We start from the raw sequence: 19,666 nt of genomic DNA on the forward strand, positions 1-19,666 counted from the left end.
GTTTATAGTTTTTGGTTGTGGAACAATAAACAACAAACCATAAAACTATTAACATTTTAAGTAAGCATTCCACCGCAAACGTTAAGAACCTGTCCGGTAACATAAGCACTCATATCAGATGCTAAGAAAAGACATGCATTAGCAACATCTTCAGTAGTTCCGCCACGTTTCAACGGAATTCCGTCTCTCCATCCTTTTACTACATCTTCCGGTAATTTTGCTGTCATCTCTGTTTCAATGAATCCCGGAGCGATTGCGTTGCAGCGAATATTACGTGAACCCAGCTCTAAAGCTACTGATTTTGTAAAACCAATTGCACCCGCTTTTGAAGCTGCATAGTTAGTTTGTCCCGCATTTCCTGAAACCCCAACCACAGAACTAATATTAACGATAGAACCTGAACGCTGTTTCAAGAAAGTTTTTTGAATAGCTTTCGTCATATTGAAAACTGACTTCAAGTTAACATCAATTACCTGATCAAAATCAGCCTCAGACATACGCATCAACAGGTTATCTTTTGTAATACCGGCATTGTTAATCAAAATATCAACTGTTCCAAAATCTGCTAAAACAGCGTCAACAAAAGTCTGCGCTTCATTAAAATCCGCTGCATTCGACTGGTATCCTTTTGCTTTAATTCCCAAACCGTTCAATTCTGCTTCCAGAGCCTGAGCTGATTCTACAGATGAACTGTATGTAAAGGCCACATTGGCACCATGTTTAGCAAAAACTTCGGCAATTCCTTTACCGATTCCGCGGCTCGCACCTGTAATGATGGCTACTTTTCCTTCTAGTAATTTCATATTCAAAATTAATTTTAATAATTATTTGTAGCTAATCCTGCTATCCGTTGCAATCTTTTCTGTTTTAAAGAAAAACACAAAAGGATTTTCACTTCTATCAGGGCTAAAAACGACTTGTCAAATATAGGACAATTCCTTTTTTAAAAAAAATAGCAATTGTAATAACCTTTTAAAACAATACAATTTAATTTTATAATCTGATAAAAAAAGAAAAGCAGCTCTAAATTGAGCTGCTTTAAAATAAAACTAAGGTATTAACCAAAATATTTTTTAAATATAATTTTGTTTTGTTATAAAATAAAAAACTAACATTACAACCGCCACAAATAGCATTCTGTAAATTGATGATTGAAACTCTTTTGTATCATTTTTAGTTTATCTTCCTTCCGTTGCTTTATTAGGCTAAAAATTGCTATTGGTATAATTACTATAATGGAGAGATATAAATAATACCTTGTATATTCCGGATATAATAATGTTATCGTTACGAGAATCAATCCCCATAAAAAGAGAGCGATATTCATTGCTATGATATATTTCTTTATCATTTATCTTAAATAAAAAATTATTACAAAGGATAAGCAACTCAAAATTTGAGTTGCTTATTTTAAATAATACATTAAAACTAAAAAACTTTATTATTGAAATGCCCAAGTGGTCATTCTAAAGGGACCTGAAACACCTGTAAAAGTAAATACTGTATTTCCTGCACCTACTGTAAAATCTTCCTTCTTAAAATAAAGTCCTGCAGGGTTTGTTAACTGATCATCTAAATCCTTTAAAAATGCGGGTGGCGCAATAGGAGTGGCATTTGCAAATGTACTTCCTGATCTCCAGTTAGTTGTTGCATTCAATTTAATAATACCTTTTTGAGTATCTACAGTTAAATTAAAAAAGTGGTATACTCTAGTTATTGCTCCTGTAGAACTAACAAGTCTGTATTCTATATAACTACCATTAGGCGTATTAAACCAAGGCTGAACTCTTGACATTTTATATCCTGCTGGCAATGATTCTTCGACAGATTCAAAAAGCGAAATAAATAATGGTGAATTAGTAGGAGCAGCATATAAAATTGAACGGTCATGACCATATACCACATTTGAATTTAACGGTAAAAGTATCTTGAAGTCATCTGTTATTATGTTTGGTTCATTGACAAACTTTATGGTAGCAGTAACCCCGCCAGTTCCTGTAGCAATAAAATTATTCGTTGCTACATCATAAATAAAGTTGGTTAAATTTTGACCTTTTACAACAACTGCCGGATTAGATATAGCACCGGTTGGTGTAAATGATAGAGCAATATTATAAATTTCTGTTGATCCCGGCTCTAAAGATGTTGCTACACCGAAACGGGCATTTGTATTATAATCAAAATCAAACTGATGGATTTTTGTGCCATCATTTATTTCAAACGATTTAAACAAAGGTGTCGTTATGTTTCCCGACAAACTTTCTATTATTGGAGTATGCAAAACCAAATCATCCCAGTCTTTTGCGGTTGCTTTTACAAATCTTATCTCCTGAAAATTTCTGTTGGTTCTAAAAATAATTTCACCATTCTCCTGTCCATAATAAAAGAACTGAAAATCACCTAAATATCCTTTACCCTCAAGCGCAGAAGTAGGATAGTTATCTGACTCTGATAAAAGATGAATTCTGTTGGCTGTAGTAAAAACTAAACTTATTGTACTTCCAGTCTGGATTTCATACTGACTTCTGTGCTTATCAGTATCTGCATCATAATCTGATGCCATATCTACTTTTCCATCAGGAAGAAATTTAAATAAATGTGTCCAGCCACCTAATTGAGTATTATCTGTATAATATACTAATTTCCATCCATTTTCTGATGAAAGTAGCAAGTCATTCAATTCTTTTTTTCGTGCATTCAGACGCTCTGTAGGCGTACTGTCAAATTTTGATTCAACTTCAGGACTTGAACATCCTCCCCATAAAATTGCGAAAAAGGCAATAAAAAGGTATTTCAATATATCTTTTGCTTTCATAATATTACTTTATATTAATTGTCAATCATTATAATGCTGAACTATTAGTTATTGATAACCATATCGGTATTTTTTTGTGCTTCATCTCTTAAAGCATAAAAATCGATGTTAAAAGCATCTTTATAATACTGAACAACAATTGCTTCTTTCTTTTTGAGATTTGCTTTTGCAGTAGCATCTGTAACACTTGCCAGGATTGCTTCATATTCGGCTTTCGAGCTTGTTAAAATTGTTGAAGCCGTTTCAGCAAAATCCTCGTAAACATTCAACCTTGCATAACTTGTAATAAAGCCTAAAGACCTTGATGTTGCAATAGGCTGAATATACCAACTGGCAGTATATCCTGATGGCGTTAATTTTGCCCACGCCTGAACATCGAACGGCTTTGTTTGATTTAGAATATGTACATATTCATGCTGAATAGTATGAATAAATTCAGTAACATCGGGTCTGCTTTTTTTATTTAGATAATCTATCTGAAAAAGTGTAACCCTCTGTCCCCCTTCGGCAAGACCAAGTGTAATTGTACCAGATGTATTCAGATTCGTCCCTCCTACCAACACAAACTCTCTTGGTGAAATTTTCTTAACAAAATCTGCTCCGCCAATAGTAGAATAGCTTTCAATCCAAATCTTTTTTACAACTTCAAGTGCAGGCTGAACTTTGTCAATTGTTGGCGGAAATAAGAAACGGTTGTTGTCTACAAGATTTTGATTCCATTCGTAATAAACTTTTATATTATACGGATCTAAAAATCCTGAATCAATCCATTTATCTAACTCTGTTTTATTTGGTAAAGAATAATCTAACTGACTTTCAGTAAGTCCTTCCTCATGTGCACATGACACAAATAAAACTACACTTGTAATTAATGTAATTAATTGTTGTATTTTTAATATTTTCATAATATTTAAAATTAAATTTTATCTAGGATTTTTTTCGATACCATTATCAGAAGCTCTTTGTGGTATCTGCAATGCTCTTCTCTTATCATCTTTAGTCAGAACATTGTTTCTTACTATCTTTCCAAACTCAATAGTATTATGTGTTACCACAAGATTAAAACGTTTAATATCAAACCATCTCATTCCTTCATGTATAAACTCTCTTCTTCTTGCCTCTGCAATTGCTTTTATATAAGAAGCCTGTACAGGACTTAAAGAATAAAAAGGAGTAAATTCATTTGCTACAACAGGGTAAAACTCTTCAATATCTTGTTGTGTCAATTTATCAGTTGCTGGGTTATATCCTTGTGTTCTTGTTCCTAAAAAATATTCTAATTCAGCTGTAGCTTCTGCAATTTGATTTTTCATTACATGCGCTTCAATCCTGTTTAAAAAGAATTCATCATTACTCAAAAGAACAGTTCCTGTGTAAGGTTCACCAATTCCTGCAGTTACGTTTGTATATTTAAAATATTCATAAAACTTAGGAATCAAAACATTATTTTCGTAAAATGATGATGTAAATATTAACCATGGCTTATTAAAAATATAAGTCTCTGAACCTAAAATTTCATCTTCTCTGTTTGCAGAAAGATAATATCTGTTTACATAACCTCTTCTCGCAATCGAATTTGGATATGCCACGAGTAAATTTGTAGTAGTTTCTACTTTTGAATATTCAATACCTTTTTGAGCAGAAGCTGCTGCATTAAAACTAACATAATCTCTAATGCTTGTGGGTTTAGAGCCCAAACTTTCTGAGATCTCCAACACCTTGTCCCAATCACCTTTTACCAAGTAAAAACGACTTGCAAATGCTTTTGCTGCATTAACATTAAAATGATATTTAGGCTCTTTATATTCATTAGTTACATATTTTAATCCTTCTGTAATATCTTTTTCAATAAAATCGAATACCTCTTTAACACTATTGCGTTTATATTGAGGAAGTAATTCTCCCTCAGGTTTTGTAACATAAGGGACGCCAAGATCTGTAGCTGCTGTCGCAGGATTATATCTTTGTGACCAAAATGAAACCAACATAAAGTGAGAATAAGCCCTTGCCATTAATGCTTCTCCTTTTTGCTGATTTAAGCTTGAAGGATTTCCAAGTTGATCAATAGCTTCCAAAGCCTGATTAGCCGCAGCAATAGCCCTGTAACAGGAATTCCAGAATGCTCCTTCCGTATCAATATCAAACTGAGTCTGCATTTCCCAATTAAAACTTTGTCTGTTACTGATGTCTGAGTCCTGCATCTGACTATCAAATACATTATCTGACATTGTTTCTGCAAACACCATATAAGTCCTGTCTGGATAAGCAGTAACTAATAATTCCGATATTTTTTCAGGAGTATCTATTAGCGTTCTATTATCCGGTACTTCTGAGAGGAAATCATCACAACTAATGATACTAATCAATATCAAAAGTGATAAAGTAATTTTTATATTTTTCATGATCAATTATATTAAAATGAAATATTTATTGCAAAAGTGTATTGTGATGTAATTGGGAAAGCTACTCCACCTGTATTACGGAATTCTGGATCTTGCCCGTGTAAAGCTTTATCTGAATAAATTAGCCATGGGTTTACCGCAGAACCTTTTAAAGTAAAAGTGCTTACCCCTAGTTTTTTCTTGTAATCTTTAGGAAATTCCCAGCTTAGAGAAACATTTTTTAATCTCACAAAATCACCATCTGCCACTCTAACATCAGAAAAATTATATGTATTATACGCAATTGCTAAATCACTTTCTCCATAATTTCTATTTAATAATTCGTCAGCAATTACAGGTACATTTGTGAAATTTTCATCCCCAGGATTTATCCATCTGTTTTTATATTCTTTTGTAAATACAGTTAAATCATTGTATTCATTACTGTATACAGGATTTAAACGAACTTTATTTCCTCCTGATCCTACTACAAAAACATATAAAGACCAGTTTTTATATGTGAATGTATTTGCCAGACCAATCGATTTATTTGGTTCAATTGATCCTTCATATTTTAAATATTTTGTAACGTCATTTGTATCCTGAAAATCAGCACCAGTAATGTTACTTGAAGCTCCATCCTGCAGGTTAAAAGTTGGTAAACCCTGATTATTTAATCCTGTAAATTGATAAGAATAAATTGAATTTCGAGGATGTCCCACTGCATTACCTCCATTAGAATCAACCAAATCAAAAGCTGATGGCCTATTTGCCAATTTTGTAATTTCCTGATCATAAACCGACATATTTAATGTAGTAGACCATTTAAAATTATCAGTTACAACATTCTGTGTAGTAAAGCCCAGTTCAATACCCTTAGTTTCCATATCTGCATTATTCCCTTGTTTAACAGCTTGCCCTCCAACTCCTGAAGTAATTACATAATCAACCAAATCAAATGCTTTACGGCTATAAACGTCAGCAGTTAACTGAACTCTATTATTAAAAATTCCAAGATCAAATCCGATATTGGTTTCAAATTGCTTCTCCCATGTCAAATCTTTATTTTGTAAATCTTCAATTTCGATCGCATTCTCTCTATCTGAAAGATTAAAACGGTCTGTGATAAAGCTTTTATAAATAGCCAATGAATTTGTAGCAGGACCGGCAGTAGCCGTTAACCCATATGATGCTCTTAAAGCCAGAGTATTAATTGACTCAATATTTTTCATGAATTTTTCTTCTGCAACATTCCACTTTGCACTTATCGTGTAAGTTGGAAGCCATCTTGACGAGCCACTATTCCCTTGCCTGTTAGACCCGTCGTAACGCCCAGTGATAGATCCTGTATAACGGCGATCGTATGTGTAACCTACCTTCCCGAAAAAACCAACTGTTCTTTCTCTTTCTTCTCCAAATTCATAATAAGAATCTCCTCCATTTACAATTTTTTCAATAATTCTAGGGTCAATAAATGAAGTAAGCCCTTTGTCATATTGAATACCTACAGCAGTAAAATTATCATTGACCCTGTCTACTGACCTAAGTTCTGTACCAAAAAAACCTTCAACTTCATGCTTTTCCTGTATTGTATTTCTGTAAGTAATACTGTTTCTAATATTATAAGAGGTCATATCATTTGTGAATTTTCTTAAAAAACCTCCACTGGGTAAAACCGAAACTTTTGGAGCAGTCAGATTATTTGGATCCTGATATAAGAAAACATTAGCTTCCTGTATTTGTGTATTTTCATTTTCTCCAACACCTGCATTATAGGCTCCCACAACATTAGAGCCTTCAAGAATCCTGTGCTCTCTTGAAGTGTTTGCATAACGTGCAGATCCTGTAAGGTTATAACTTAAGTTTTTATTGATTTTATAATCTAAATCTACCTGAAAACGAATATCATTTACTTTTATATCTAAAGTATTGTTAGCTAACTCGTTTACAATATTCATTGGAGCCCAGTTATTCTGGTAATACTCATAGTCACCATTATCATCGTATGGTCTTAAAGTTCTGCTTGTGTTTAATACATAGTTAAAAGGATTAATATCAAAATCCCTTGTGGTACGACCAAATACAACATCTTTTTTACTTTCGTAAGCACCCGGCGCTTTTTGTTTACGTATAGATCCTAATGTAGATAAAGTGATATTTAACCTGTCATTTACATAGAAAGTTCCTTTTAAGTTAGAAGACAATTGTTTAACATTATCAGCAATTGTCCATCCCGGATCCCCATAATAACCTAAAGAGGCATAAAATGTATTATTTTTTCCACCACCTGAAAAACTTAATGAATGGGTTTGTGTAATAGATGGTCTGAATAAAACTTTAAACCAATCTGTATTTACCAATTCGTATTTTTTTAGAAAATTATTTATGTAAGGCTGATCATTCTTAACTCCAAACTGACCTCCTGACGTATCATAAAGATTAATCTGTTTTGAGAGGATATTATATACGCCACCAAATCTTCCTGTAAACGAAGAGCTTAAATCAAGATAACCTTTACCTTTCATTTCTTGAAAAATACTCATTGATTCCTGAGAATTCAATATATCATACTGTGCATAGCTTGGTACAGTTCTTACAGTGTTTTCAACAGAATACGTTACTTTCAAAGGAGCATCTCTGCGACCTTGCTTAGTGGTTACAACCACAACACCATTTAACGATCGTGATCCATAGATTGAAGTAGCCGAAGCATCCTTCAAGATTTCAATACTCTGAATATCATTAGCATTCAAACCTGCTACCGAAGAGCTCAATAGTGTTGATGAGTTTCCGGAAGCTAAATCTGCAAATGTCATATTTATAATATCCTCTTGTACAACACCATCTATCACCCATAATGGCTTTGTATCTCCAAAAATAGAAGAGGATCCACGGACAGTTATTTTAGGTGCAGTACCAAATGTTCCGGTAACATTTTGTACAGTAACTCCGGCAGCTTTTCCTTCAATCATACGGCTCACATCTACTACACCGTCTACTTTTAATTCTGATCCCGAAATTTTACTAATAGCTCCTGTAAAAGTTCTCTTAGATGTTTTTTCATAACCAGTAGTTACGATAACTTCTTTCAGATTTTGTCCTTGCTCTGTTAAAGCAATTATTGGAGAAGCATTTTCTATTCCAATTTCTTTAGTTTCAAAACCTACATAAGAAATCAATAATCTGTCACTATTAGCTGGCATTTCGATAGAAAAATTACCATCAAAGTCGGTTAAAACAGCTACTTTAGTTCCTTTTGCAAGCACAGTAGCTCCCGGTAATGGACTTCCGCTTATATCAGTTACTTTTCCTCTGATAATTGGCCCAGCAGATAAAATCTCAAATACTGAATTATGAGATTCGTCATTGTTAAAACCATCTAATTTTGTCTTTTTCTGCAAAACAATCTGATTGCTTATTTCTGCATATGTAATGTTGAATGGCTTCAAAATTCTGTTAAGAATACTTTCCAGCGTTTCCTGATTTGCTGCAATAGTAACTTTTTGATTTAGCTGAGGCAATCTTGAATTGTATGAAAATTTCACATGTGCTGATTTTTCAAGTTTTGACAACGTATTGTCCAAACTTAAGTTCTCAACTGCAATGGTGACTTTCGTATCTAATTTTCTTTGTCCACTCACACTGTTTGCCATGGTGACACTTGAAAATACAAGTGCTAAGACGAACTGAAATAGCGTTATTTTCATGATTCGATGGAGTAATCGTTGTTTCACAACTGGTTTTTTCATAATTTTGGTTTGTTTTGATTAATACTATTCAAGTGTATTTTTAGAACGCAATAAATAACTCTTTACAGAGAGTTATTTAATTTTTATAAGTGTCGAATATGTTACAGCATTTCGGCACTTTTCTTTTTTTTACATAGGCAACAAATTATTTTTATTTATTATTATACATTATCAAAAACTTAATTGCAGCCTTGTGATGTTATTACAATTTGATTTCCATTCATCTCAAAGCTGGTTTCATTGCCAATACTCTTGCAAATAATTTTAAGTTTTTCTGATAAAGGCTGATCACTTAATGAAGTAGTTAAATGACAATCTTTTAATTTATCTTCAGGAAAATCAATTTCGATCTGATAAGCTTGTTCTATTGTTCTAAAAATCTGTCCTACCGGAATATCAGTAAATTCAAAACTTAATTGTTCAATATTGCCAACGTTACTAACTAATGACTTATCCTCGGTTATATTACTTATTTTACTAAAAATCAGGTCTTTTCTTAAAATACGTAAGGCTTCATTAGGCAATAAAACAAACTCTTGTTTTGAATTTCCTGCCTTTTCATTTGAGCTTACCTTAACTTTGCCTGTCCGAACAACTACTTCAACATTCGGCTGATCTGAATAAGCCCTTACCCTAAAACTCGTACCAACAACTTTTGTAATAATTTCGTTAGCATACACAAGGAAAGGCTTTTGAGGATTTTTACTAATTTCAAAAAAACCTTCACCCGATAAATACACTTTTCTTTGATTTCCGGTAAAGATCTTAGGATAACTTAATTTACTATTTGGCTGTAATAAAACTGAACTGCCATCTGACAAAGTAATTATTTGTGGTTTATTAGAATTATTCGTCTGTTCAACGAGTCCTTCATTATTTTCTTGTACAAGTTGATTATATGTCATAATAGAATGATTACGATCAAATTTATTATGATAAAACCAAAGTGATAAAAATGCAAAAAACAAAGTAGCGGCAATGCCAGACCAATAAAGTTTAAATTTTTTAAATGGATGATACCTGATGACCGTATCACTATTTTCTTTTTCTCGAATCTTAATCCAAGTCGATTGTAGTGCGGTGCTAAGCTCTGAGTAAGAAATTTTATTTTCCGGTACTTTCATTGCCAACAATAAAAGTCTGGCATCTTCAACCAACTTTGCCCTTTGCTGATTTTCTAAAGTCCATTCTTCCCAACCCTGATCATCAATTTTGGACAAAACCCACAACTGAAATGACTGATCGGCTAAAAAATCTTCAATTTCGATATAATAATTACGTTTTTGCATCTATAGAAATAAGGTTACAAAAACATAGAGGACAGTTTTTTAATTATATACTCACCTATTTATGATTTTTTTTTATTTTTTTTAAGATAATTTTAATTAACAACAGATGACAGTAATACCAAGATAGAAAAACTTCCCTTCCATTCCTGACGAAGCTTAAGTAAACCGCGATGTAAAAGATTATTTGCCGATTGATAATTTACATCTAACATTTCTGCAATTTGTTCGACTGATAATCCTTGGTTGTATCTTAAAAATAATGCCTCTTTTTGGCGAGAAGGCAATTCATTTAGTAATTTATTGAGATAAAGCACATTCTCTGCAGTAGCTTCATCATCAATAAGTTCATGCTCTACCGAAAAATCAAAAAGAAATTCAATTGAATCGGTGGTTGTAATTTTTTTGAAAATATGGTCACGTTCATACAATCGTGCAATTCTTTTTCGGACGCTTGACAATAAATAGGCCTTTACAACATTAGGCTCCTGCAATGATTCACGGTATAGCCAAATATCTGCAAATACATCCTGAACGCAATCCTGAACCTTCTCTGTAAAAGGTGAAAATGAATTTCCGTAATGAATTAAGTCTCCATAATATTTCTCAAAAAGTAAAGAAAATGATCTTTCATCACCAGCTTTGAGCTTTTTCCAGAGTTTACGATCGTCGTGGAGATTTAATGGTAAGATCAGGGTCTTCATAGATATTTTATTTAAATGGAAATATTGCAGAAATCAGAATTTTGCGATTATCTATAAAAAATTATTACAGCTGTCGTCAAATTCTACATTTAAAAAATAATTACAATAACATAACTACAATTTAACATTATGTTTTGTTTTTGTTTTATAAATATATGAACCCTAGAATTTAAAACAAATTTTTTTACAAAAAACTAAACATTTATTTAAACTTTTTCAGACTTTCTTATTATATGCACAAAAAAAAACCTTACTAATATTTAGCAAGGTTTTTTTTTGTGAATCTATTAATATCTTTTAAAACGCAACATTCCATTTAGGCAATTTTCCATTCTCATCTAAAAAGTTCTGCAAAACCTGACCTTCTATAGTAGTTGGAATCGCTTTTACATCAGCATTAAAAGTTTCATACCAAACTACTTCAAGAGATTCAATATTTTCCAACTTCATTTGGGCTGGCCATGAATACTTTCTTCCTGTTTTAGCAAACTGATGCCCATTTACGATTTTATCATAAAGACCGCCATTTTTACTTTTTAAAGTTCCATCATTTTGAACCGTTCCGGTGGACCCTACCATAATTAATTCCTTCGTATCTCCTTCAACAGTATATACAACAAAAACACCTGCACCATCAGGAGCATTACAAACTTGTTCTAAACTATCTTCAATTTTAAAAGTAAAACTGTTGCTTACTTTAAACTTTTTTAATTCTTTGTACATACTTTAATTTTTAAGCTGTTAAATATCGGAAAATCAGAGCAGCTAAGTTTTTTTTAATTATATTTCATGAGTATAAAAATGTAAAAAGTCTCAATGTTTTTTGAGACTTTTTTTACATTTTTATTTTTAAATACTAAAGACTACTATCCCAATACTTCTTTTACTTTTTTACCAATTTCAGCTGGCGAATCAACAACGTGGATTCCGTTATCTCTCATGATTTGTTTTTTAGCAGCAGCTGTGTCATCAGAACCACCAACAATAGCACCTGCGTGTCCCATTGTTCTTCCAGCAGGAGCAGTTTCTCCAGCGATAAATCCAATGACTGGTTTACGGTTACCATCAGCTTTTACCCATCTAGCAGCATCAGCTTCTAACTGACCACCGATTTCACCAATCATGATGATAGCTTCAGTTTCTGGATCGTTCATTAATAATTCAACAGCTTCTTTAGTTGTAGTTCCAATAATTGGATCTCCACCAATACCAATAGCAGTAGTAATTCCTAAACCTTGTTTTACAACCTGGTCAGCAGCTTCGTACGTTAAAGTTCCAGATTTAGATACAATTCCAACTGTTCCTTTCTTGAAAACAAACCCTGGCATAATACCAACTTTAGCTTCTCCCGGAGTAATAATCCCAGGACAGTTTGGTCCGATTAATCTAGAATTTCTTTCTTTAACATAATTATTTGCTTTAATCATATCAGCTACAGGAATTCCTTCTGTAATAGCAATGATTACTTTAATTCCGGCGTCAGCAGCTTCCATAATTGCATCAGCTGCAAAAGCTGGCGGAACAAAAATGATAGATGTATCAGCTCCAGCCTGATCTACAGCATCTTTTACTGTATTAAAGACCGGACGATCTAAATGGCTAGTACCCCCTTTTCCTGGAGTTACACCACCTACAACATTAGTACCGTATTCAATCATTTGAGAAGCGTGGAAAGTTCCTTCGCTACCTGTAAATCCCTGAACAATTATTTTGGAATCTTTATTAACTAAAACACTCATGATATATATTTTATGTAGTTTTTAAAATTGTGATGCAAAAGTAAGGTTTTGTAACTTATTTTCACCTTTTTTATCGGCAAAAAATATCACGAAAATTGACTCATTTGATAACCACGATATAATTTACCGTCTTTTATCTGCCAAATCGTAAAAAAATGGGCTAATAACATTTCCTCCCGGGGATTTTCAATGGTCTTAACATAATGTGAATAACGTACTGAAACTAAATCATCTTCTGCGATAATATGACTAATTCTGACTTTTGAACGAACGTAAGCGCGATTTAATTCATTGGCCATGTTTATTACAGAATCGTAATCCATATGGATTAAACCTTTGCTGCTATTCCATTCAATAATAACATCAGGATGCAGATAGGTCTTAAAAATTTCACTATCAATCAGCGCATCCGATTTATAAAATTTTTGAATAAATTCTTTGATAGACATAGTTATTTCAATTTACTTAAAATTTCAGGAATTTTTTTGATATTGGCTAACTGTTTCAATTTTTCTCTTGATTCTTCTATTGGAGTTCCAAAATAAGATTTTCCACCTTCTATCGACTTAGTTACACCAGTTTGTCCCATAACTACAGCTTTTGCACCAATTGTGATTCCGCTGGTAGTTCCTACCTGTCCCCAAAGCGTTACTTCATCTTCAATGATTACACATCCTGCAATACCTGTTTGAGAAGCGATTAAACACTTTTTACCTATAACCGAATCATGTCCGACGTGTACCTGATTGTCTATTTTTGTTCCTTCACCAATAGTCGTGTCACCTGTCACACCTTTGTCAATTGTACAAAGAGCACCAATACCAACGTTGTCCTGAATAACAACTCTTCCACCTGAAATCAACTGATCAAAACCTTCCGGACGCTTTTTATAATAAAATGCATCAGCTCCTAAAATAGTGCCGGCATGTATAATAACGTTATCCCCAATTACAGTATGATCATAAATAGAAACATTTGAATGGATCAGACAGTTTTTACCAATTATAACATGATTTCCAACAAAAGAATTTGGCTGAATGACTGTTCCTTCTCCAATTTTAGCAGATGAAGCAATAGCAACATTAGAAAATTGAAAAGGCTTGAAATGCTTAGTAAGAATATTAAAATCTCTGAAAGGATCATCAGAAATTAAAAGTGCTTTACCTTCAGGGCAATTTACTTTTTTATTAATTAAGACAATTGTTGCAGCCGATTGTAAAGCTTTATCATAATATTTTGGATGGTCAACAAAAACAATATCACCAGGTTCAACCACATGTATCTCATTCATACCTGAAACCGGAAAGTTTTGATCACCAATAAATTCGCAGTTAAGCAAATTTGCAATTTCTTTTAAAGAGTGAACCTTTGGAAATTTCATATTTTATAATCAGAAAATGCTATAATTAGAAATGAGCCAATTAGAATGTGAATATACAAAATTATGCCGACTCACAAATTACTAACTGACTCATTGTCAAATTATATAAATTAAAAAATTACTCTTTTACACGCTCCATATAAGAACCTGAAGCTGTATCTATTTTTATTTTATCTCCTTCATTGATAAACAATGGAACATTTATTGTCGCTCCTGTCTCAACTGTAGCAGATTTTGTTGCATTGGTCGCAGTGTTCCCTTTTACACCTGGTTCAGCATAAGTAACTTCCAGAATTACAGAAGCAGGCATGTCTACTGATAAAGGCAAATCTGTTTCTGTATTAATCTGAACCATTACGTTTGTTCCTTCTTTCAATAACTCAGGAGCATCTAGAATATTTTTGTTTAAAGAAATCTGTTCAAATGTTTCAGCATTCATAAAATGAAATTCATCACCTTCTGGATACAAGAATTGGAATGTATGTGTTTCAACTCTAATAACGTCAATTTTGTGACCTGCTGAAAAAGTATTATCTAATACTTTTCCTGAAGTTAAACTTTTTAATTTTGTTCTTACGAAAGCTGGGCCTTTTCCTGGTTTTACGTGAAGAAATTCAATGATTTTATAGATATCGTGATTAAATTTAATACACAATCCGTTTCTAATATCTGATGTAGATGCCATTTTGTTTTGTTTTTTATTTAATGTTTGTATTTATTCAATTATTGTTTAGCTAAACGATAATTAATTGTTGAATAAATTTTATTTAGTAATTCCCTGAATATCCTTTCATCACACCTCTTGATGAATTTCTGATAAAATCTAAAATTTCGTCTCTTTCAGGAGTTGCTTCCATTTCTGCTTCTATAATACTCAAAGCCTGCGTAGTATTATAATTTTTTTGGTATAAAATTCTGTAAATATCCTGTATTTCTCTAATTTTTTCGGTTGTAAAACCTCTCCTCCTAAGTCCTACTGAGTTAATACCCACATACGATAAAGGTTCTTTTGCAGCCTTGGTATAAGGCGGAACATCTTTTCTTAGTAATGATCCTCCGGAAATCATAGCATGATCTCCAACACTAATAAATTGGTGAACTGCAGATAAACCTCCAATTATGGCATAATTACCAATAGTTACATGACCTCCTAAAAGAACTCCATTAACAATAATTGCATTATTACCTACATGACAGTCATGAGCAATATGTGCAGTTGCCATTATTAAACAATTATTACCTATAACTGTCTGTCCAGAAGCTATTGTTCCTCTATTTATAGTTACACATTCTCTTATGGTACAATTATCCCCAATGATAGCCAAAGAATCTTCTCCTCCAAATTTTAAATCCTGAGGAATTGCTGAAATTACAGCACCAGGAAAGATGTTACAATTTTTACCTATTCGTGCGCCTTCCATGATAGTTACATTTGAACCTATCCAGGTACCATCACCAATAACGACATTATTATGAATTGTTGTAAACGGTTCAATTACAACATTTTTAGCGATTTTAGCGCCAGGATGAACATATGCTAATGGTTGATTCATCTGTATTTCTTATATTTTAATAAATAATCTAATTTAAGGCAACAAACCTAAACAATAATTTTGATTAATTACTGCTTTTTCGCAATTTGAGCCATTAATTCTGCTTCAGCTACTAATTTTCCATTAGCATAAGCATTTGCCTGCATATGACATATTCCTCTTCTGATAGGGGAAATCAGATCACACTTGAATATTAGAGTATCGCCCGGTAAAACTTTGTGTTTAAATTTAACGTTATCTATTTTCATGAAATAAGTCAAATAATTTTCAGGGTCAGGAACTGTACTTAAAACTAAAATTCCTCCTGTCTGCGCCATTGCTTCAACAATTAATACCCCTGGCATTACTGGAGCATCAGGAAAATGACCAACAAAGAAATTTTCATTCATGGTGACATTTTTCAATCCCACTACATGACTGGATGACATTTCAATAATTCTGTCAATCAATAAAAATGGAGGCCTGTGAGGCAAAACAGCCATAATCTTATGAATATCCATCAAAGGTTCCTGATTTAAATCATAAACCGGAATATGGTTTCTCTGTTCTATTTTTATAATTTTTGCTAATTTTTTTGCAAATTGAGTATTCACATAATGCCCTGGTTTATTAGCAATAATTTTTCCCTGAATTCTAACGCCAATTAAAGATAAATCACCAATAACATCCAAAAGTTTATGTCTTGCTGCTTCATTTGGATAATGCAAAGTCAAATTATCAAGAACACCATTTGGTTTAACAGAAATCTCTTCTTTTCCAAATGCTTTTTTAAGACTCACCATTGTTGATTCAGAAATTTCTTTATCTACGTAAACAATAGCATTATTTAAATCTCCTCCTTTTATCAGTCCGTTTTCTAATAAAGATTCTAATTCATGTAAAAAGCTAAACGTTCTTGAGTTCGAAATTTCATCCTTAAAATCAGCTATACTTTTTAATGTTGCATTTTGAGTACCTAAAACTTTAGTTCCAAAATCGACCATTGTAGTAACCTGATAATCATCACTTGGCATAACCAAAATCTCACTACCTGTAGCTTCATCAGTAAATGAGATCACCTCTTTCACTACATAAACATTACGTTTTGCATCCTGCTCTTCGATACCGGCTTTTTCAATAGCCTCAACAAAATATTTTGAAGAACCATCCATAATAGGCAGTTCTGAAGCATTTAATTCTATAATAACGTTATCCAGATCACACCCCACTAACGCTGCTAAAACGTGTTCAGGAGTTTGAATTTTCACACCTAATTTTTCTAAATTGGTTCCTCTTTGTGTGTTAACAACATAATTGGCATCTGCCTCAATTATTGGCTGACCTTGCAAATCAATCCTAACGAAAGTGAAACCATTATTAATCGGAGCTGGTTTAAAAGTCATAGTAACTTCTTTTCCAGTATGCAATCCAACTCCTGTTAGTGAAATTTCATTCTTGATGGTCTTCTGTTTAACCATTATTTCCATTTTTTGGGTTTATTATTTGTTTCTTTAATTCTTCTAATTCAGCAACAATCTTAGGTAAGTTTTTAAAATGAACATAGGATTTACTAAAATCACTATAACCAAAAGTTGGACTTCCCTGCAAAATTTCGTCATCTTTAATGTTTCTGGCAATTCCTGACTGCGCCTGCACGCGAACATTATTTCCAATCACTAAGTGTCCTGCAATACCTACCTGTCCTCCAATCATACAGTTTTCACCAATTTTTGTTGAGCCTGCAACTCCTGTCTGAGCTGCTATTACGGTATTTTTGCCAATCTCTACATTATGTGCAATCTGAATCTGATTATCTAATTTTACTCCTTTTCTGATAATTGTAGAACCCAGTGTTGCTCTGTCTATTGTAGTATTAGCACCGATATCTACATTGTCTTCAATAATTACATTCCCAATTTGAGGTACCTTGCTATATTCTCCGTCTTCATTTGGAGCAAAACCAAAACCATCTGCACCAATAATAGTTCCTGAATGAATAGTGCAATTATTACCAATTACAGTTTCAGAATAAATTTTAGCGCCTGCAAAAATATATACATTATCGCCAATAACAACATTATCACCAATAAAACTGTTTGGATATATTTTTACATTGTCTCCCAAGGTTACATTTTGCCCAACATAACTAAAACTTCCCAGATATAGGTTTTCACCATATTTAGTACCCTCAGTTAGAAAAGCATGCTGCTCGATTCCGCTTTTATTTAATTTAACCTGATTATAAAATTCTAAAAGTTTTGAAAAAGACGCATATGCATCTTCAACTTTAATTAAAGTGGTCGTAATTTCAGACTCCGGAACAAAAGAATCATTAACAATTGTGATTGACGCTTTTGTTGTATAGATGTAGTTGATATATTTAGGATTTGCCAGAAAAGTAAGAGAACCTTCCTCTCCTTCTTCAATTTTAGAAAGCCGGGATACTTCTGCTTTGGGATTACCAACAACTTCTCCTTCCAAAATTCCTGCTATTTGTTCTGCTGTAAATTTCATCTTATTAGATTATATTTTATAGGAATAAGATGGAACTCACTAAAAAACGTTCTGCTTTATTCAAAAAATATGTACTGGTTCTTTTCATTTCGACAAAAATATAAAAAATAGGTTTTAAATGTTAATTTTATATAAGTTGTTTTGGAAAACAGATGTAATATTTTGTCACTAATTTAGATAACGATTTCAAATTCAACTGATCAGATGCCTCAACGACATCTTCAATTGTTTTATCTTTTTTCAAAATTCGTATAGGTTCTGCTTCTTTGCTATAAGCCTGATTTTTGATTTTGCCTCTAAAAATAAAATAGCCTGCTTCCAGCTGGGAAACATTATGTGCTTCTGAAAATTCTTCTTTCATTGCCTGAGATTCCTCCATCGGGATTTTATCAGCACTCATTCTAATTTTCAATAAATCCCTGTTAATAATCATTTTACTCAAAGTTGAAAGTATAAAATCATTATGCTTTTGCCAAGCTTTAAGAGCACTTATGATATCAAAATCGTCTAACTGAGAAAACAAATCTAATTTTTCAGCGTCAAAATCTTCTAATGAAATTTTATTCTGCATGAAATACAAAAGAGGCTCACTGCAAGGTAATTTAACTCCTTTCAATGTTAATTCTTTTGCCCGTTTAAGCACTTTCATCAAAATTAATTCAGCCACCAGACTTGTTTTATGCAAATAAGCCTGCCAGTACATTAATCTTCTTGATAACAAAAATTTTTCTACTGAATAGATTCCTTTTTCTTCTATAACTAAAACGTCGTTTTCAACATTCATCATCTGAATCAACCGTTCGGAATTCACATTTCCTTCTGCAACTCCAGTGTAAAAACTATCACGCTTTAAATAATCCATTCTGTCCATATCCAGCTGGCTTGAAATCAATTGCAGCATGAACTTTCTGTGGTATTCTCCTTTAAAAATCTGAATTGCCAAACTCAACTTACCATGAAATTCATTATTAAGCTGATTCATAAACAATAATGAAATAGATTCATGGTTAACATCTTCCACAATACTTTTCTCCATTGCATGAGAAAAAGGCCCATGACCAATATCGTGCAGCAAAATAGCAATTAATAAAGCACACTCTTCATCATTTGAAATAGAAACCCCCTTAAAACGAAGTGTTTCAACTGCTTTTTGCATCAAATGCATACAGCCTAAAGCATGATGAAAACGTGTATGGTTAGCCCCAGGGTAAACTAAATACGACAGACCCATTTGCGAAATACGCCGCAAACGCTGAAAATACGGATGCTGAATTAAATCATAAATAAGCTCATTCGGAATAGAAATAAAGCCATAAATCGGGTCATTGAATATTTTTAACTTATTGATAAGATTCACTATTCTGGTGTTTTATAAGTCAGCAAATATAAGTAATTAACTATAAACCATTTTCTGTTTATCTTAAAAAACAAAAAGAAATTCATTTTACTAAAAAGACAAATAAACATCTCCTAATTACCGATCTGATACTATTAAGTTGTTAATAACTAACCATTTGTTTTGCTAAAGTTATACCCCTTGTCATTTTCAAAATTAATATATTTGA

General features: G+C 32.7%; 16 protein-coding genes. All 16 read right to left on the bottom strand.

Annotation, left to right across the window (positions count from 1 at the left end; genetic code table 11):
- Positions 1 to 56 precede the first annotated feature (56 nt).
- Positions 57 to 803, bottom strand: a complete 747-nt coding sequence (gene fabG, locus ACNC7R_RS13670) for a 3-oxoacyl-[acyl-carrier-protein] reductase (RefSeq protein WP_417941629.1) — start codon at positions 801 to 803, stop codon at positions 57 to 59.
- 638 nt (positions 804 to 1,441) lie between these two features.
- Positions 1,442 to 2,815 carry a DUF4302 domain-containing protein gene (locus tag ACNC7R_RS13675; protein WP_417941630.1) on the bottom strand — a complete coding sequence of 458 codons (1,374 nt, stop codon included), beginning with the start codon at positions 2,813 to 2,815 and terminating at the stop codon, positions 1,442 to 1,444.
- 44 nt (positions 2,816 to 2,859) lie between these two features.
- Positions 2,860 to 3,720, bottom strand: coding sequence for a zinc-binding metallopeptidase (locus ACNC7R_RS13680; protein ID WP_417941631.1), 861 nt, complete (start codon positions 3,718 to 3,720; stop codon positions 2,860 to 2,862).
- A gap of 18 nt (positions 3,721 to 3,738) precedes the next feature.
- A complete protein-coding gene (locus ACNC7R_RS13685; protein ID WP_417941632.1) occupies positions 3,739 to 5,217 on the bottom strand; it encodes a RagB/SusD family nutrient uptake outer membrane protein in 1,479 nt (492 codons plus the stop codon).
- Positions 5,218 to 5,228: 11 nt separating this feature from the next.
- Positions 5,229 to 8,945: a SusC/RagA family TonB-linked outer membrane protein gene (locus tag ACNC7R_RS13690; protein ID WP_417941633.1), complete on the bottom strand. Its 3,717-nt coding sequence runs from the start codon at positions 8,943 to 8,945 to the stop codon at positions 5,229 to 5,231.
- A gap of 179 nt (positions 8,946 to 9,124) precedes the next feature.
- Positions 9,125 to 10,234 carry a FecR family protein gene (locus tag ACNC7R_RS13695; RefSeq protein ID WP_417941634.1) on the bottom strand — a complete coding sequence of 370 codons (1,110 nt, stop codon included), beginning with the start codon at positions 10,232 to 10,234 and terminating at the stop codon, positions 9,125 to 9,127.
- 92 nt (positions 10,235 to 10,326) lie between these two features.
- A complete protein-coding gene (locus ACNC7R_RS13700; protein WP_417941635.1) occupies positions 10,327 to 10,935 on the bottom strand; it encodes an RNA polymerase sigma factor in 609 nt (202 codons plus the stop codon).
- A gap of 297 nt (positions 10,936 to 11,232) precedes the next feature.
- Positions 11,233 to 11,658 carry a hypothetical protein gene (locus tag ACNC7R_RS13705; protein WP_417941636.1) on the bottom strand — a complete coding sequence of 142 codons (426 nt, stop codon included), beginning with the start codon at positions 11,656 to 11,658 and terminating at the stop codon, positions 11,233 to 11,235.
- Between the two features lie 143 nt (positions 11,659 to 11,801).
- Complete coding sequence (gene sucD / locus ACNC7R_RS13710; protein ID WP_417941637.1) at positions 11,802 to 12,674, bottom strand: succinate--CoA ligase subunit alpha; 873 nt, start codon at positions 12,672 to 12,674, stop codon at positions 11,802 to 11,804.
- 86 nt (positions 12,675 to 12,760) lie between these two features.
- Positions 12,761 to 13,123: a nuclear transport factor 2 family protein gene (locus ACNC7R_RS13715; RefSeq protein WP_417941638.1), complete on the bottom strand. Its 363-nt coding sequence runs from the start codon at positions 13,121 to 13,123 to the stop codon at positions 12,761 to 12,763.
- A 2-nt stretch (positions 13,124 to 13,125) separates the two neighbouring features.
- The gene (locus ACNC7R_RS13720; protein ID WP_417941639.1) at positions 13,126 to 14,055 is read right to left on the bottom strand and encodes a UDP-3-O-(3-hydroxymyristoyl)glucosamine N-acyltransferase; all 930 of its coding nucleotides are present in this window, start codon (positions 14,053 to 14,055) and stop codon (positions 13,126 to 13,128) included.
- Positions 14,056 to 14,173: 118 nt separating this feature from the next.
- The gene (gene efp / locus ACNC7R_RS13725) at positions 14,174 to 14,740 is read right to left on the bottom strand and encodes an elongation factor P (protein ID WP_417941640.1); all 567 of its coding nucleotides are present in this window, start codon (positions 14,738 to 14,740) and stop codon (positions 14,174 to 14,176) included.
- Between the two features lie 82 nt (positions 14,741 to 14,822).
- On the bottom strand, positions 14,823 to 15,608 hold the full coding sequence (lpxA, locus tag ACNC7R_RS13730; RefSeq protein WP_417941641.1) for an acyl-ACP--UDP-N-acetylglucosamine O-acyltransferase: 786 nt from the start codon (positions 15,606 to 15,608) through the stop codon (positions 14,823 to 14,825).
- Between the two features lie 68 nt (positions 15,609 to 15,676).
- Entirely contained in the window at positions 15,677 to 17,065 is a 1,389-nt protein-coding gene (locus ACNC7R_RS13735; protein WP_417941642.1) for a bifunctional UDP-3-O-[3-hydroxymyristoyl] N-acetylglucosamine deacetylase/3-hydroxyacyl-ACP dehydratase, read from the bottom strand.
- The gene (gene lpxD, locus ACNC7R_RS13740) at positions 17,058 to 18,101 is read right to left on the bottom strand and encodes a UDP-3-O-(3-hydroxymyristoyl)glucosamine N-acyltransferase (protein ID WP_417941643.1); all 1,044 of its coding nucleotides are present in this window, start codon (positions 18,099 to 18,101) and stop codon (positions 17,058 to 17,060) included. Before lpxD ends, ACNC7R_RS13735 begins: the two co-directional genes overlap by 8 nt.
- 127 nt (positions 18,102 to 18,228) lie before the next feature.
- Positions 18,229 to 19,458, bottom strand: coding sequence for an HD domain-containing protein (locus ACNC7R_RS13745; RefSeq protein ID WP_417941644.1), 1,230 nt, complete (start codon positions 19,456 to 19,458; stop codon positions 18,229 to 18,231).
- Positions 19,459 to 19,666: the final 208 nt, after the last annotated feature.

Origin of the sequence: Flavobacterium adiutor (assembly GCF_048282555.1) — a bacterium.
In the GTDB taxonomy this organism is placed as follows: Bacteria; Bacteroidota; Bacteroidia; order Flavobacteriales; family Flavobacteriaceae; genus Flavobacterium.